Consider the following 16,342-nt stretch of genomic DNA (forward strand, 5'->3'; position numbering starts at 1 on the left):
GGGGAGGGGGCCTAAGCAACCTTCCCGTTTTTTTTAATCACGTAGCACGCTCTTTAGAAATTTACGCAATTTACAAAGGGCATTTCTTCGTATATTTGTTTAAACGCAAAAAGCTATGAGCACATCCGAAACATCTCCAATTTACGATTTGTCTGCCCGCACTCCCGCAGGGAAGGAGCTTTCCATGATCGATTTTAAGGGCAAGGTGCTGCTTGTTGTCAACACGGCTACACGTTGTGGACTTGCGCCGCAGTTTGATGGGCTTGAGCGGCTTCATCAGCTTTATAAGGATCAGGGGTTGGTGATCTTGGGCTTTCCCTGCGACCAGTTTGCGGGGCAAGAGCCAGAGCGGAATGAAGACATGGAGCAGTTCTGTAAGGTGAACCATGGCGTTACCTTTCAGCTAACGGAGAAGTGCGACGTGAATGGTGCCCATACCCATCCCATCTTTGCTTATTTAAAAAAGGAATTGGGTGGCCTGTTTGGACGCCGTATCAAGTGGAACTTCACGAAGTTTGTCGTCGATAGGCAGGGGCGACCTGTAAAACGCTTTGCGCCGATCAGCAAGCCAGAGGCCATGGAATCTTTAATTCAGAAACTACTAGCGAACAGATAAATGCAGACCATCCGCCTGCAAACGTTTATAAAGGCAAAGGCAGAACTTGTGTTCGACCTTTCTCGTGATATCGATTTGCATCGGCAGTCTGCTGCGGGGACCAACGAGACCGCTGTTGCTGGAAAAACCGAAGGGCTGCTTGCACTTGGTGAGACGGTTACTTGGCGGGCTAAGCATTTTGGCCTGTTTCACCGCCTCACCGTTCAGATAACGGAGATGGAAAGGCCGCTGCGTTTTACCGATGTGATGCTCAAAGGGCCATTTAAGTCTATGCAGCATCAGCACCTTTTTTCAGACGTAGATAACGGCACTTGGATGTACGATGTATTTTCCTTCGAAGCTCCTTTTGGTTACTTAGGGCGTTTTGTAGAGTTGTTATTTTTGCGCAGCTATATGACAGCATTCTTAAAAAAGAGAAATGAGATTTTAAAAGCGGTTGCAGAATCAATGGCATTATCCTCTGACGACCTCTATTCTCCAAATAACTGACTTTTCCTTGTGATTCCATTTTCTTCCTAAACAACAAAAGGACATCGGCATAGATGTCCTTTTGTCGTTTAGGCTTTTTAAGCCTTATTTTTTTTGAACAATCGTTTGGTAGACGACCGATCCTTCATGATCTATGCACTGCACGCTAAGCTGCGTCTTGTTGATGGCAAAGTACATAAAGCCATAGGTCGATGCCTCAAAGCGGCTGTAGGGCAAACCCTTTTTTACAGGTGTCACCTCCGAGCCACTGCCGGATATAAACTGTTGAAAAGACTTGTCGCTAACCTTTAGATGCTGCATGGAATGCTCATGGCCGGAAAGGTAAACCGGGATTTCGTGTTTCTGCAAAATAGGCTCTAACACTTTTCGTACAGCAAGGGTATCATAGTTCTCCGTGCGGGGTCCTGCTGTATAGATCGGGTGGTGGCCTACCACAATTTTCCATTGCGCACTAGACTCGGCCAAAAGCTTGTCGAGCCAGGCTAGTTGTTTGTCGGGCTGTTGTCCCGCCACATGAGGGCCGTATTCGCTGTGTTTGTAAAATTCGGGGATAAGGGGATTGGTGTCGATAAAGGCCATCAACACTTCGCCTTGTTCTCTCAGCTTAAAGGTTTTGCTATAGTAGCGCGCCGGCATTTTCCAACGACGACTGATGGCACTATACCGCACTTGCGCATCGGGGTCTGATTTATAGTCGTGGTTGCCGAGGGTTGGATACCAGTCCCATTGCAGGGAAAAGTCGGTATAAACGTTTTCAAAGGAATAATGCCAAAGTGGATCGTGCTCGCTGATCACCCCTGATGGGTAAAAGTTGTCACCGGTGGATATGATAAAATCGTTGGGATGGTTTGCCGTCCATTTACCCATTTGCTGCGCCACTTGCACTTGGTGGTCGGCGCCATTGCGTCCCCAGTCGCCTAAAGCGACAAAATGTAGATCATATTCATCTTGTAGGTATGCACGGCTATTCAGGTCTTCACTTTCGATCATGGTTGGCCGCGAGGCTGCTGCGAGAGCCATTGGCACAGCGGATAAACCAGCACCCAAGGCCGTGCCTAGGGTGCTTTTCATAAAATCTCTTCTTTTCATGTGCTGCTGATACTTTAGTAGCCTCTGTTTTGAGTCCAATTCGTGTTAACATTCATCACATCTCGAGGGATAGGGAAGATTCTCCGGAAGCGCTCGGAAGTTCCTGCAGGATAAAGGGATTTAAACCCCCAGTCTTCTTCAAATTTGCCAAACCGAATCAAGTCATTCCTGCGCCAAGATTCATCGGTAAATTCGCGAGCACGCTCGTCCAGAAGATCGGCAAGTGTTGGTTCTGTTGTTAACAAAGGCGCATTCACGTAACTGCGGATTTGATTGATGAGTGACCTTGCCGTTTCGCCATTGCTAGCTGTTCCTCCGCGGAGGATGGCTTCGGCTTTCATCAAGAGTACATCCGCATATCTGAAAATAGGTACATCGTTGCTTTGGCTACGTTGGTTGGCGGCAGTAACATTAACATCCATATAGAATTTTACCGAGCGGTAACCCATAGAACGTCCTTTTTGGTCGTTCCCAGCATTGAGTGTTGCTGCTCCATCTGGCCGTAGGGTAATATCTTTGGTTGTTTCCATTTGCCAATTAAAAGTGACATCTGCATCACTACCATTATAGTCCTGATCTATTCCTTTTTTAGAAGTACGGATAAGAAAAGGGCGACTTAGATCCGGCGCATAGTCCGCCCAATAATATTGCAGTCCGCCCATGTAGGCATTATTGCGCTCGTCTCCTGCAAGATTGAACTTGGCAAGAAATGCGGGTAACACGCGCAAGGTTCCGCCCACACTTTGTGGCAGTGCTGCAAATTGATTTTGCCCGCTGCGGTGTATCCAATACCGGGCGTAAGTCATTCCCTGTTGCTTTTCGCGGTCAAATGGCATGGCAAAAATAAAATCCTTAATTTGTGGACCATTATCTGGGCGAAATTTCTCTAAAAATTTATGACTTGTTAGATTGAACTGTCCAGACGCGATCACATCATCACACATCGCAATCACTTGATTCAATTTTTCGTTAGTCATTGAAGGCGTATAGCTAGCTACATCTTCTGTGTTGTAAACAGACCAATTTAGATAGAGCTTTGCCAATAATGCATCGGCCATGAAGCGTGTGGCCTTACCATAGGTTGCTGTTGATACCTCTGCAGGAAGACGCTCTCTAACAGCTAGAAGCTCTGATTCAATGAAGCTGCAGATTTCCGCTCTCGACGTTCTGTTCGGTATACGATCCACCTTACCCGTAATAAGCGGAGCCGCACCGAAATTATCCATTAATACAAAGTAAAAGTAGGCGCGCATGGCACGCATCGGAGCTGATTTCTCGCTTTCATCATCGCCAAAAATGGTCAATACATTGTTTGAAAGGTTTATGCCCGTCATAGCGGCGTTCCACATGCCCGGTAAAATGGCGTTGTCTGGCGTCCAGTTGTGCACATGTAGTTCACGGAACCGTCCGCCGTCGTAATAGTCGGTGCCAAGGGCTAGGCTGACGGCTTCGTCAGAAGATAATGTTTGTACCATCCAATGGTTGTAGCCTATTGCCCCCCGATATGCGGCATATACATCAGCAGAAATAGCCTCAGCTGCTCGTTCGGTGTTTGGGAATTCGGTGTATTGCGACTTGATATCCACATCCAAGTCGGTACATGAAGCGACTGAGCTAGCTAAAATGGACGCTGCGAGTAGTCGAAGATATATTGTTGATTTCATGAGTTTTTAGCAATTTTATAGGTTGAAATTTAATCCGAACATGACCGTTCTCGTGCGTGGGTAGGTTTGACGGTTGTCAACGCCTGGCGTTAAGCCACCTAGATCGACTTCGGGGTCGATTCCTTTGTAGTTCGTCAGTACGAAGACGTTGTTCATCGTTGCATACAATCTGACGTTTTTAAATTGCTTGCCGAGATTGCGGAAATTGTAGGAGAGACTTAAGTTGGCTAGACGTAGATAGTCACCACTTTCAAGATAGCGATCAGATAAATAGTGAGCATTGATATCTGTTGCTCTTTCGGTATCGACAACACTTGCCAATAAGTTTTTTTGTCCTGCATTACCCACAACGTTGGAATGTCTTGCCCGAGTGGCATTCATGATCTGCTGTCCGAATACACCCTGAAACATGGCCGTCAATGCAAAGTTTTTGTAACGGAGATTGTTGTTCCATCCCAAAGTGAACTTTGGCTGTGCACTTCCCGTAACTGTTCTGTCCTTGTTGACCGGCGTGATGGTGGTTTCACCTGTACGTTCTCCTGTTTGTGCATCGCGAACAAAGAAGGTTGATACGCCATTTTCATTGTATCCGGCCCATTCCCATGTATAGAATTGCCCAATAGGAGCTCCTTCCATCAATCGCTGTTGAAAAGCATTGCTTTGTCCAGCGCCACCTAGATCGGCAAGGTCAACGTATACGGTAGAAAATTCTTGGTTGGTAATGCGGGTAACGACATTTTTGTTGTGCGAGGCGACGATCCCGCTAGTCCATTCGAAATGCTCGGATTTAACCGGCACGACGTTTAAGGTAAGCTCGACCCCTTTATTGTTGATTTCTCCGACGTTGGCCGTCAAGGAGCCGTAGAGATATTTCGTCGTGGACACGGCATAGTCGTAAATCAGGTCAGTGGTATTCTTGTCGTAAAATTCTACTGTACCGCTTAATCGATTGTTGAGGAGGGCAAAGTCAATACCTAAGTTCAACATGCCTGTCCGTTCCCAGCGTAAGTCGGGATTCGAATTGCGAAGTGCTGCCAAGGTACGTAAGTCATTGCCAAAAGCATCGGTATAGAAACTAGACGTGGCGCCGTATACTTGGCGTGACGTAAACACATCAAAACCCAATGAGTTCCCACTGACGCCGTAGCCGGCGCGCAACTTAAGGTCGTCAAATAAACCTAGATCACGGACAAATGCTTCCTCCGATAAACGCCAGGCAGCAGATACTGATGGGAATGTTGCCCATCGGTTATTTGCGCCAAAAGCGGATGATCCATCACGCCTTACCGTAGCTTGGAAGAGGTACTTACTATCATAAGCATAATTTAGGCGTCCGTATACGGATATCATCCTTAACGTGGAAAGGTAGTAATTGCCGAAACCGAGAAGATCAACGACATTGGCCATTCCGGGATTGTAGTAGCTTAGCCCATCATCGTAGTAATCTGAAGTAGTCAGCTGAAAGCCATCGTTATTATTGTTTTCTTCCCATGAATAGCCAGCTAGAGCAGAAACCTTATGTCTTCCAAAAAATGTCTTGTCGTAGCTGAGGTTCATCTCCATAACCTTGCGTTCATCTTCTACCGACGCACGAATGGATTTACCGTTTTGATTCCGTGCTGCCATGGAAAGGCTCGTGTAGTATTGCGCATTGTTATACTGTCTATTTTGTAAGGACAGATCGATATTGTAGGTTAAGTTCGGTAGTATCTCGTAGCCAACTTTTGCGTGTGCTTGGATGACTTTGGTTTTCGAAAAGTTTGTATTTTCTTCAATCAACGATACCGGATTGACGTATTGCGAACGATCTGTTTTTTCGAACCAACTGCCATCTTCTTGCCGGATGGGGGAAACCGGCAGGTAATAGTACATCGCATCATATACACTGAGCCCATCGCTTAAGGCCAATACGTCATTTTGCTTGGTTATGCTGGTATTAACATTGAACGAAGCGGTGAGCTTGTCCTCCAATGCCTTTGTTTGTACAAAACCACGTCCGATTTGGCGTCCCATGTCGGTGCCTTTGATCACACCATTGTTTTGCAATGTATTTAAACTTGCACGGTATTGCGTCTTTTCTGTTCCTCCGATCAGCGACACGTTATGGTTCGTGGATATTCCCCGCCGTTCCACTTCCTTTTGCCAGTCTGTATCTGCTCCTAGGTCATCCGTCGGTTCCATAGAAAAACCGTTTTGATCGATGAAATTGCGGTATTGTTCGCCATTCATCATTTGGTAGCGCTTGGCTACGTTGTCCAATGCTAAATAGCCATTATAAGAAATAGAAGATTGCCCAGCCTTACCGCGTTTCGTGGTGACGATGATGACACCATTGGCTGCTTTTGATCCGTAGATCGCTGTGGCCGATGCATCACGAAGTACGTCAATGCTCTTAATGTCATCAGGCGCTACCAAGGTAAGTGATGCTCCCGGAACGCCATCGATAACGTAGTAGGGTTCCATAGCTTCACCCGAGCGGAGTGTCGATGCTCCTCGAAGGCTTACCGATGGGCGTGCATTCGGATTGCTATTATTGGTCGAAATGGTTAAACCGGGGACTTTGCCTTGCAACATTTGGGCAGGTGAAGATAATACCCCTACGTTCATGTCCTCTGCTTTCACCGTTGTGATTGAACTGGTTACATCTTTTCTTGCGATACGTCCATAACCAATAACAACCTCTTCGAGTGCGGTGCTAAGAGGCAATAGTTTAACACTTAAGGCCAGCGGTTTGCCCGCTTGCACGTTGTAGCCAGCGAGCGTGTCGGGCTGAAAGCCTACATAGCTAAAGATAAACTGATAGGGACCACCTTCGGGTAGGTTGCTGAAGGAGAAAAGCCCTTTGTCGCTGGAGCTGGTGGCAAAGCTTTTGCCGGTAGCGCCATGCACGGCCTTGATACTTACGCCCGACAAAAATTCGCCGGATTCATTTTGCGTGGCGCCTTTTACCTGCTCCTGTTGTGCCTGTGCTTGCGAGAGGCCGGCCGTGAGCAAAGCGAAGAAAAGTACGCTTTTTCTTAATTGAGACGGTTTGTTAAACATGGGTTGTTTTACTTATAGGTTTTCTTGTTTGTTGTGTGTGTTGTTTTGCTCTTGTTTGTAGATATGGTATTGTCCATTGGCGTCTACCTCGTAGCGTAGATCATTGATCAAACAGATGACTGCTAGTACATCCTGTACCTGCTCGCGTTCCGGCTCGATCGTGCCCGTGTACTGGATTTTTTCTATGCTTTGGTTGTTGATTTTGATGGAAATGTTGTAGGCTTTTTCCAAGGCTGCGAAGACATCGTCCAACGGTATGTTGTCCAGTTGAAGACGTGGGCTGTTTTGCGCCATCGCTGCTGACGCTGTTGTTGGCTTCGGCTCGATTGCCTTCTTCCCGCTGTGTGCAACCAAACGCATGCCTGCATCGAATAGGAGGTTTTCTCCGATATTGTCTAAAAAGATATTAGCGAAGGCTGGCTTTTTAGCTGTGGATGCAACAAGCACCTTCCCGCTGTGTAGCTTGATGGTCGTTTGGCGCTCGTTTGATCGGGTGTCGATGGTAAAGGAAGTTCCTAGCGCGGTGGTTTTTGTGGCGTTGGCATAAACGCTAAATGGGCGCGAAGGATCTTTGGCTACGGCGAAGTATGCTTTGCCATCGAGCTGTATCTCGCGGCTGTGTGCCGTAAAATGTCTACGGTAGCGGATACTACTGTGGGCAAAAAGTTTTACTTTGGATTGATCAGGAAGTACCACAGCGCTGTCGGTACTTTCGTTGTTGGCTAAGACCACCCAGCCGCTATCTGTTAGCGGAACTTGCTTCTGCTCGACACGACTGCTTTGCATGGCCGATTGTTCCTGGCCGTTCCAGCGCCAGAGGTTAAACGTCATCAGCAACAGTACAGACGCCGCCGCCGCATATGCTATTAATCGCCGAATTCTTACTTCTTTCCTCTCCTTGCGACTTTCTTGCTCGCTTGCTGCATGTATATCCTTTTCGATAGCAGCTTGCATTTTCGCAGAAGGAACTTCACGTTCCGTATTCTGCTGTTCAAAAGACTGCCAGTCTTGGTCATTGAAGATATCTTCAATGATGGTGGGATTCTCTAATATTTTTTTTCGCGCCTGCTGTTTCTTGTCGAATGCGTCTTGCTCGCCTTTTCGCCTGCTTTTTCCGAACTTCATATTGATATTACGCGGCTCGAAAGGGTATCCCCCGTTGCTTAACAATTACTTAATGTGGGGAGTGGTGATGGATCGTGATTAAGTGACCATATGATGCATAGTGTTTGACAATTTCAGGTCGTCACCTTATCACGATGTCACCCTATAACTAACTACAACATGATAGAGTACAGATGCTGTTTGAGTTGCAGGAGTGCCTTACCGATATGCTGCTCGACGGTTTTGGGAGAAATGGAGAACAGTTGTGCAATTTCTTTGTGCGATAGTCCCTGTTTTCTGCTGAGTTCAAAAACAAGTCTTCTCATTTTAGGCATATTTTGTATATCATGCTCCATCAGCTGCAAGAGGTCTTTGCTTTCGATGGCATCGATCAAGCTATCTGTAAATGGCGTTACAGCGGAATCTCCTTCATATTTAAATCGGGTAGCCTCTTTGCGCAGGAGGTCGATCATCACTTGTCTAGCCATGCCAAACAACTGGATATTGATGGCGAGCTGCTCACTGATAATATGCCTTTGTTTCCATAATTTGATGAAAGTCAATTGGGTAACTTCCTCTGCAATGTAGGTGGATTGTGTGCGTTGCAGGATAAAACCATAAATCTGACTATGGTATTTATCATAGACAAGATTGAAAATCTTCTGATTATCGGCCTTTATCGCTTTTACATATTCCATGAGTGCAGCAAAGTTAAAGGCTTTGTTTGGACATCTTTGTTAAGGCATTGTTATGCTTATGTGAATTAGTTTCGCATTTGGTTCCGTGCCATATGCAATACGGGCTGCTGGAAAAAAGGAAGTTTATACCTTTTTTCCAGCAGCCCGCAGGCAGGAAGGCTTTGTATTTCGAAAGTCTATGCTGTCTCGTTTTCTACTTTCTCCAATTTATATAACAGCTCATCGAGCTTCGTCAATCGATAGGAAGCACCTTCTGCTAGGTCGAGTTCTGCTGCTGCGACCTTGCCGAGATTAAGTACATGCGATCGGTCGCCACGGTAGGAAAATCTACATTCAAATTCATTAACGATCAGTACTTTGACTTTCTTTGTCCGGTTTGGAAACAAATCCTTAAAATCTTTTGTAATGCGTATTTGATTTTTCTTGACATCGTCTGCTGTGATTTTATTGCCTCTGGAAGGCAAAACCGCTGAGAGCTGCGCGGCACTGTTGACGGTAGGAAGCGCAGCGATAGTGGCAGATGCCGAAGGTTTACCGATAATGTTGCGGATGTAATAAAGCCTATTTCTCGACTTCTCATTGGATCGTTCGTCAATCTCGAAATCTTCTGTTCGCGATTTGAAGAGATGGGACACCTTCTCGAAACCATAGTTTCTAGCATCGAAGTCCGGTTTTCGCTTAATAATGAGGCTGCCTATTTCACCAAGGAAGGCCCATCCATTCTCGTCGGCGGTGTCGTCAACAGCATCCTTGAGCATCAATAGCGTATCTTCGTCCAGTTCTGCCGTTTGGTTTAGCTCTTCCGGTGCATTAGGCTCGCTGATTGTCGTCTCTGCTGTTGCTGCGGGTGCTTCGACCGCTGTCTGCTCAACCGTCGCCGTTTTTGCTGTTGCTTGACTGTTTTTCTTTGGTGTTTTCTTAGCCGGAGCAACTTTCTCTAAAATTTCAACATAAATAAACTTATCACAGGAAGCGATAAAGGGTTTCGGTGTTTTGCGCTCGCCTATTCCTATGACCAACTTACCAGATTCCCGCAGCCGGGTAGCTAACCGAGTAAAATCGCTATCGCTTGATACAATGCAGAATCCGTCCACCCTGTCGGAATGTAGGATGTCCATCGCATCGATAATAAGAGCCGAGTCAGTCGAGTTTTTTCCTTGGGTATAGCTATACTGCTGTATGGGGGTAATGGCATGTATCAGCAAGCTGTTTTTCCAGTTTTCGACGTAAGGTCGCGTCCAGTCGCCATAAATTCTTTTGATAGTCGGGATACCATACCGGTTTACCTCGTTCAGAATTTCTTCCACTTTCTTTGATGATACATTGTCCGCATCAATCAATATTGCAATTTTTAAATCTTTTTGATTTGCCATGATAAAATATATCCATAGGCCGATTTAGCGTATGGTTCTTCTTGCTACAAAATACGGTATTATATAGAGGATTGCAAATGCAAGCGGGATGCCAGGGTGTCGTAGCGGGGGCTAATCCAACTTGGTATGGCAGCTAAAGGGTATGCGAAGAGAAACAAATGTACCGTTAACGTTGTTTAGTAGTAGATTAAAATCAACGAACCATGAAGGAGCGCATAGTTAAACTTACTGTATTGGGAAGTTTCAATCAGGTACTTATATTTTTGGTGTTGCTTTTTGCCATTTTGCATTTTGGCAAGGCGTTCCTTATCCCGTTGCTCACGAGTGCGTTGTTCGCCATGTTGCTGCTGCCGATCTGTCACAGGCTGGAAGCCAAGGGGATTAAGCGGGGATGGGCGGCCGTGGCGGTTGTATTAACGACACTTCTGTTAATGGTTGGCGTGCTTTATGTCTTGGTGAATGAATTGGTAGAGCTCGCGGGTGATCTTGTTGTGGTTGGCGATAAGATCAGTTTGATGCTGGACAGGGCCTACGGATACATCGCAGAGCATTTCGACATATCGGAGGTCAAGCAGAAGGAATATTTGCAAAAGCAAGTGACACAGTGGTCCAACTCGGCAGGGAAGATGGTTGGTGGAGCCATATTTTCTGTTGTTTCTGTACTGGGCAGCCTCTTAATCATCACGATCTATACGATATTGATGCTCATTTACAGGATACGTATTAAACGCTTTGTATTTCAGTTGGTACGTCGGCATGCCGGTTATGGAGAGGTCGATCATGCGCGGGGCATTGTTGAAAAAATCACAAAAGTCTCTAGCCGTTATGTTGCAGGCATCTTTTTGGTCGTCGCGATATTATCCGTAATTTATTTTGTGGGATTGACAATCATAGGTGTCGAAAATGCGCTCTTCTTTGCCATTCTCGCTGCACTAATTAACGTGATCCCCTACATCGGCTCGGTCGCGGGCGGGGCTATTGTGGTCTTGTATACCTTTATTACGGGGGACACATTGACGATTCCAGTGGTTGTGGCTTTGTTTTTTACCGCTGTACAGCAGCTCGACAGCTATGTGCTAACGCCGAAGATCACCGGTGGCCAAGTAAAAATAGGGCCTTTGTTTACCATCATGGCACTACTGCTGGGGGGGATGCTATGGGGGGCTGCAGGCATGATCTTATTTATTCCGCTGCTCGGTATTTTCAAAGTTATTTTTGATAATATTGACCCACTGAAACCCTATGGCCACCTGATCGGCGATTAAGATTCACTTTCCTCTTTCTTCTTTTCGGTGAGGCTTTTGTACTGCACAATGCATTTGAAAGCAAAATAACCAAAAGCAACCAGCATAAGCACAATGCCCAACCCGATAGCTGTATAGTTTAGTGCCGGTGTTTTTAACTTAGCAGCCAAGCCAATTAGCGCGAGGTGCATCCCTCCATAGAAAAATGCAACTAATAACAAGACGCGTTGTATAACTTTCCTCTTCAATTGAAAACAGTTTTGTTTGGATCCCTATCTATTCACGAAACAGCAATCGCGAGCTGCAATCGGTTAACTTTTAATGCCAAATATCCCAAAGATATCATTTTATATTTCTCGTTCAAGAAAATAAAGAGCCTGAGTAAAAAAATCAGTACGGTAAATGATAACGGGAATAAGATGAAAAAGTTGTCTTGCAGGTACACTTTGTTAGATTGCCAAAGTGCATACGTCAACCGTGCGCACGCTAACAAACGTTTTATTGACCGCCACATCCCCTGTGGAAACAAAAAAAGGTTTTCAAACGGGGAGAATGAAAACCTTTAGCTAACCAATTATAAACCTAAATTATGATGATACAAATATAGTGTATTTTATACACTAAGTGCAAGTTTTTTTTTATAAGCATATACGCGTTTGCCTGAATGACTACCTGATAACCAAGGTGGACATCCAGTAATCGAATTTTCTGCGCTGATTCCTACGGCTTTTGGTCATGTTTACCCGATGAATGGCGGCGTCAATATACTTTGAGCGGCAAGGTCACTTTTGTTAGGGATGGGTGACGATTATCGTTATATTTGATGTTAGAACAGTGGTATATGAACGAGCAACAGGCTATAAAGATCGATGACTTTATCGGGAAGCATCTTCTTTTTAAAAAGGATGTTGACGAGCTGTTGCTTTCGGAGATGCAAATGGATGTTGGACAATTCAGTTTAATATATAAAATATGGAAGCGAAATTAGGTTTAATTACTGGAGGAAGCCGTGGATTGGGTCGAGATATGGCTATTCATTTGGCAAAAGAAGGACACGATGTGATCTTAACGTATAATAGCGATCAGCAAAATGCTCTAGCTACGGCGGAAGAGGTTGAAAATCTTGGGCAGCGTGCTTATATATTTCAATTGGATAGCCGGCATGTGAAAGGCTTCGATAAATTTATCGCTGCAGTCATGAAGGCATTGGAAAAGGATGGACGGACGCAGAAAATTGACTTTTTAATCAATAATGCCGGTACTGCGCTGTATGCCAATTTTTTGGATACGACGGAAGAGCAAATCGATGAGATGTTTCTTATCCACTATAAAGCAGTATTCTTCCTCACGCAAAAATTAATACCTTATCTACATGATGGGGGACGTATCATCAATATATCCTCTGGCTTGGCGCGATTTTCCTTCCCGGGCAGCTCGGGCTACGCGTCAATGAAAGGTGCCGTGGAAGTGTTAACGCGTTACTTGGCTAAAGAGCTTGGGGCACGTAAGATAGCGGTCAACGTAGTGGCGCCGGGCGCTATAGAAACAGATTTTGGTGGTGGCAGGACGCGCGACGATGCGACAATCAATGCCAACATCGCCGCAGCGACTGCATTGGGTCGTGTAGGTCTTCCCGAAGATATTGGGCCGGTCGTTGCATTCCTATGCTCCGAAGGGGCTGGCTGGATAAATGGCCAACGGATCGAAGTGTCGGGCGGCATGTTATTGTAAGCCATAAATTTCAACTAAAAACGGCCTAGATCCAATGGAAGCTAGGCCGTTTTTAGTTGATCGATTTAGGGTTCCAATGTTGCGCTCAAGGTAATTGTGAAACTGAATGCGCCACTTACTGGACAGTTTTCCTTCGCTCCCTTGGCGATTTCCTGAAATTGTTCATCGGCTATGCCAGGTACCTTGGCGTTTAAAGTTAATGCCGACTCGACTATTTTTCCGTTATCCAGCGAGATGACCGATGTCGTCTCCAGCTTTTCCGGTGTAAAGCCAGCTTCGGTTAAATCTGCACTTACTTTCATCGTGAAACATCCGGCATGTGCCGCAGCCAGTAGTTCCTCCGGATTAGTACCTATACCATCGGCAAATCGGCTGTTAAATGAATATTGTGTTTCGTTCAAAACCGTACTTTGGGTAGTCAAATGTCCTTGTCCCTCTTTAATAGTGCCGTTCCAAACGGCTGTCGCTTTGCGTTTCATATGCTCTTTATTGATGTATTGGAATAACAACGGTAATCGAAAATGGTGTGCATTTCCGTAAAAACGTGACCGTTGGCTGATAAAGTAAGGTCAATAAACGGCTGTATGCGCTATTGTTTCTACGCATTAAAAATTTTATGCCTATTTTTAGAGTAAATGAGATAGCGTAACGTCTATCTTACCATGGACATTCCACAGCATTTAGAGATGGCGCAGAAAAACTCCAAATCCGTAACAGATTTGATAAAAACCTATAGTGGCCAGCTGTTGCGTTTTGTGAAAGGAAGAGTGAAGAGAGATGAAGATGCCGAAGACATCCTGCAGGAGGTTTGGTTTCAGTTTAGCCGCCTGACCAATATCGATGAGTTGGAAAATGTAGGTGCTTGGTTGTATCGCGTCACACGTAATAAGATCACGGACAGCTATCGTAAAAGCAAGACCGAGGCGCTCGACGAGATGGTGGAGGATGGTGAGGAAGGGGAATTTCCCATTCGGCAACTATTGCTTGCCGATGATTCGCAGGATCCTGAGCTGAAGATGTTTAAGGATATCTTTTGGGACGAATTGATGAAGGCACTGGATGAATTGCCAGAGAAGCAGCGGAAGGTCTTTCTGCTGAACGAGATGGAAGACAAAACCTTGCAGGAAATTGCTGATATGGAAGGCGAGAAGCTGAAGACCATCATTAGCCGCAAAGGCTACGCGGTGAAGCACTTGCGGTTGCGTTTGAAAAGTTTATATGACGAATTAAAATATTAGGAGATATACGATTATGGGATTTAATAGACATGGAAAAAGAAAAGGCAAATTTGTTTTTATCTTTTTTGCGATACTCTTAGGCTGTGGATTGCTGATCGCACTGCTGCAGTATCTGTGGAATACGTTACTGACCGACATTTTCGGCTTAAGAGCCATCAGCTATTGGGAAGCGCTCGGATTGTTCATCCTGTCGCGCATTTTATTTGGGCGTGGATTTGGAAAGTCCAAAAACGGTTTTCGAAGGAACCAACCGTTGGAAGAGTCCATGTCGGAGGAAGATCGGGAGAAATTAAAAAGCGAATGGAGGAAACGATTTGAAGAAAAATGGAAATGTTAAAAATTGCATAAAAATATGAGTGTGTAAAAAAGGTCGGTACGGTATGTTCGACCTTTTTTTGTGCACAATCGTTCATTTCTTGCGGGGATGGATCTGTTTAAAAGAAATTGTTATATCAGTAATGAGCCTATTATTTAATTTTTTTGTCGGTTTGCGAACAATTTATGGAAGAATTTTAAAAGTACTTAAAGTAAAATCGAGAGATTGCTCGTCTACTACAGCAAAGGCCTTTAATATTAATTGTAAAACAAAAGAAAAAATGAAAAATAAATTTAAATATATCTTACCGAGATTGATAGGCTTGACGGTCGTCTTGGGGGCATTGAGCTTCTTGATTGTCGCACTGTTCAAGATCATGTTATTGCTCACCGTTGTCATGGCAATTGGCATGTGGATCGCTGCAAGGCGTTTCAAAAGAAGGGTTCGCCAGCAGGAGATGGCCGTTCCACACTTTGGGAATGCCGGTTTTTTTGCCAATGAAAATATGATCGCCGTCGTACCTGTGTCATTTAAGTCGCAGTCGGCCAAAGCCGCCATTATTCCCGTTCGATAACCCATTAAAAAATTACAACATGTTTAAAAGAAATCAACAATCCGATAATAACTACCAGCAAGCTGCATTTTGTGGCGCAGCGTTCCGCAATAAATTGGAGAAATTCCAGCAGCACTTTTTTGACGGTGCTTTGAATGAAGGGCATGGAGCGGGCTCGCAAGTGCCAGCGAATATCGTCGAACACCCAGCTTATTTTGAAATTCAGCTCTTCGCTGCAGGCAGAAAGAAAGAACTTTTTAAAGTTGTCGTAGAAAACAACCTGTTGCAGGTGTCGTATGAGGAGCCTGTAACCGAACAGACCTCGGAGTTTCGCCATCAGGAATATGTAGCTGGATCGTTCAATCGTGCATTCAAATTGGACGAGCAGGTGCTTAGCGATAACGTGCAGGCTAGTTTTGAGGATGGTGTGCTTACCATTATCTTGGCCAAGAACCCGGAAGCTACTAAGCCAGTCCAAGAGGTGCACATCAGTTAGCCCTATAACCGCTCTTTCCTAAAGAAGCAGGTAAAAAGCCAACACTTTTCGTCATCGCGAGGGGAAATGACAACGCAACAATCTTTGCATGTAAAGTGCAGATTAGTTTCCTGGAAACCAGCTTACAGCGGTCGTTATACATCCTTGCGATGACGTGTTTTTTATCTAGTCGTATTCCCTCAACAAAAGCCTTTTTTTACGATACCCGTCTATTTATGCATCCGCAGTTTTCAATAAACCAATAGTCTTCGCGCTAACATCCCTATGAAACGGAGGAGGTGCATTATGCAAGGAGATGATTGCGCAATGAAACAACTTAAACCGATTGGGAACCCCTTCAAATGCTAACCGTTCTACGTCTATTACTAGCGAAATTTTCACGTTTGCAACCTGACAACATGTAAAACTTATGGGAAATGCCTTAGTTCACTAGTGAAATGCCTTTTTTCTATAGAAAGCCTGTCTAATGCAGTACAAAGCGTGTTTTTCTATTTCCGAATATTTCGACGCGTAGAAAAAACAATCTTTTTTGTCATTTTAATGTCATGTACGGATGTCTTTTGACGGCTATTTGGAGCAGTTTACTATAAGGTCTATATATTTTTATGTTTTTTAATTATACTAATTCTAAATAACAAAACTTTATTTATATTTGCCAGCGGTAGGTTCTTTTGATAGACTTTACTGCT

General features: G+C 44.9%; 17 protein-coding genes. 9 read left to right on the forward strand and 8 right to left on the reverse strand.

Features of this window, described 5'->3' with window-relative positions:
* Positions 1-115 precede the first annotated feature (115 nt).
* Entirely contained in the window at positions 116-616 is a 501-nt protein-coding gene (locus IE165_RS07645) for a glutathione peroxidase (RefSeq protein WP_189626023.1), read from the forward strand.
* Positions 617-1,105 carry an SRPBCC family protein gene (locus IE165_RS07650; protein ID WP_189626024.1) on the forward strand — a complete coding sequence of 163 codons (489 nt, stop codon included), beginning with the start codon at positions 617-619 and terminating at the stop codon, positions 1,103-1,105.
* 84 nt (positions 1,106-1,189) lie between these two features.
* Here the strand turns inward: IE165_RS07650 and IE165_RS07655 are convergent, their stop codons facing one another.
* From IE165_RS07655 to IE165_RS07680, 6 genes are all read right to left on the reverse strand, one after another.
* Positions 1,190-2,194, reverse strand: a complete 1,005-nt coding sequence (locus IE165_RS07655) for a metallophosphoesterase (RefSeq protein ID WP_189626025.1) — start codon at positions 2,192-2,194, stop codon at positions 1,190-1,192.
* Between the two features lie 14 nt (positions 2,195-2,208).
* Positions 2,209-3,858, reverse strand: coding sequence for a RagB/SusD family nutrient uptake outer membrane protein (locus tag IE165_RS07660; RefSeq protein ID WP_189626026.1), 1,650 nt, complete (start codon positions 3,856-3,858; stop codon positions 2,209-2,211).
* A 15-nt stretch (positions 3,859-3,873) separates the two neighbouring features.
* Positions 3,874-6,900, reverse strand: coding sequence for a SusC/RagA family TonB-linked outer membrane protein (locus tag IE165_RS07665; RefSeq protein WP_189626027.1), 3,027 nt, complete (start codon positions 6,898-6,900; stop codon positions 3,874-3,876).
* Between the two features lie 12 nt (positions 6,901-6,912).
* Complete coding sequence (locus IE165_RS07670; RefSeq protein ID WP_189626028.1) at positions 6,913-8,025, reverse strand: FecR family protein; 1,113 nt, start codon at positions 8,023-8,025, stop codon at positions 6,913-6,915.
* A 152-nt stretch (positions 8,026-8,177) separates the two neighbouring features.
* Positions 8,178-8,702 carry an RNA polymerase sigma factor gene (locus IE165_RS07675; protein ID WP_189626029.1) on the reverse strand — a complete coding sequence of 175 codons (525 nt, stop codon included), beginning with the start codon at positions 8,700-8,702 and terminating at the stop codon, positions 8,178-8,180.
* A gap of 176 nt (positions 8,703-8,878) precedes the next feature.
* Entirely contained in the window at positions 8,879-10,075 is a 1,197-nt protein-coding gene (locus IE165_RS07680) for an NYN domain-containing protein (protein WP_189626030.1), read from the reverse strand.
* A gap of 203 nt (positions 10,076-10,278) precedes the next feature.
* Between IE165_RS07680 and IE165_RS07685 the strand changes: the two genes are divergently transcribed.
* Positions 10,279-11,340: an AI-2E family transporter gene (locus IE165_RS07685; protein WP_189626031.1), complete on the forward strand. Its 1,062-nt coding sequence runs from the start codon at positions 10,279-10,281 to the stop codon at positions 11,338-11,340.
* On the opposite strand, the gene IE165_RS07690 is transcribed toward IE165_RS07685, so the two are convergent.
* Complete coding sequence (locus tag IE165_RS07690) at positions 11,337-11,567, reverse strand: hypothetical protein (RefSeq protein WP_189626032.1); 231 nt, start codon at positions 11,565-11,567, stop codon at positions 11,337-11,339. The two genes, IE165_RS07685 and IE165_RS07690, sit on opposite strands and share 4 nt — an antisense overlap.
* Before the next feature lie 575 nt (positions 11,568-12,142).
* On the opposite strand from IE165_RS07690, the gene IE165_RS07695 reads away from it, so the two are divergent.
* Both IE165_RS07695 and IE165_RS07700 read left to right on the forward strand, forming a co-directional pair.
* The gene (locus tag IE165_RS07695) at positions 12,143-12,307 is read left to right on the forward strand and encodes a hypothetical protein (RefSeq protein WP_189626033.1); all 165 of its coding nucleotides are present in this window, start codon (positions 12,143-12,145) and stop codon (positions 12,305-12,307) included.
* Positions 12,292-13,050, forward strand: a complete 759-nt coding sequence (locus IE165_RS07700; protein ID WP_189626034.1) for an SDR family NAD(P)-dependent oxidoreductase — start codon at positions 12,292-12,294, stop codon at positions 13,048-13,050. Before IE165_RS07695 ends, IE165_RS07700 begins: the two co-directional genes overlap by 16 nt.
* Positions 13,051-13,115: 65 nt before the next feature.
* On the opposite strand, the gene IE165_RS07705 is transcribed toward IE165_RS07700, so the two are convergent.
* Positions 13,116-13,529, reverse strand: a complete 414-nt coding sequence (locus IE165_RS07705) for an OsmC family protein (RefSeq protein ID WP_189626035.1) — start codon at positions 13,527-13,529, stop codon at positions 13,116-13,118.
* A 183-nt stretch (positions 13,530-13,712) separates the two neighbouring features.
* On the opposite strand from IE165_RS07705, the gene IE165_RS07710 reads away from it, so the two are divergent.
* From IE165_RS07710 to IE165_RS07725, 4 genes are all read left to right on the forward strand, one after another.
* Positions 13,713-14,288, forward strand: a complete 576-nt coding sequence (locus IE165_RS07710; RefSeq protein WP_229826434.1) for an RNA polymerase sigma factor — start codon at positions 13,713-13,715, stop codon at positions 14,286-14,288.
* Between the two features lie 13 nt (positions 14,289-14,301).
* Positions 14,302-14,625 (forward strand): hypothetical protein, encoded by a 324-nt coding sequence (locus tag IE165_RS07715; protein ID WP_229826436.1) that lies wholly within the window; start codon positions 14,302-14,304, stop codon positions 14,623-14,625.
* Positions 14,626-14,884: 259 nt separating this feature from the next.
* Positions 14,885-15,178, forward strand: coding sequence for a hypothetical protein (locus tag IE165_RS07720; protein WP_189626036.1), 294 nt, complete (start codon positions 14,885-14,887; stop codon positions 15,176-15,178).
* Between the two features lie 19 nt (positions 15,179-15,197).
* Complete coding sequence (locus IE165_RS07725; protein WP_189626037.1) at positions 15,198-15,653, forward strand: Hsp20/alpha crystallin family protein; 456 nt, start codon at positions 15,198-15,200, stop codon at positions 15,651-15,653.
* The last annotated feature ends 689 nt before the right edge of the window (positions 15,654-16,342 follow it).

Source organism: Sphingobacterium griseoflavum (genome assembly GCF_014653155.1).
Lineage (GTDB): Bacteria > Bacteroidota > Bacteroidia > Sphingobacteriales > Sphingobacteriaceae > Sphingobacterium > Sphingobacterium griseoflavum.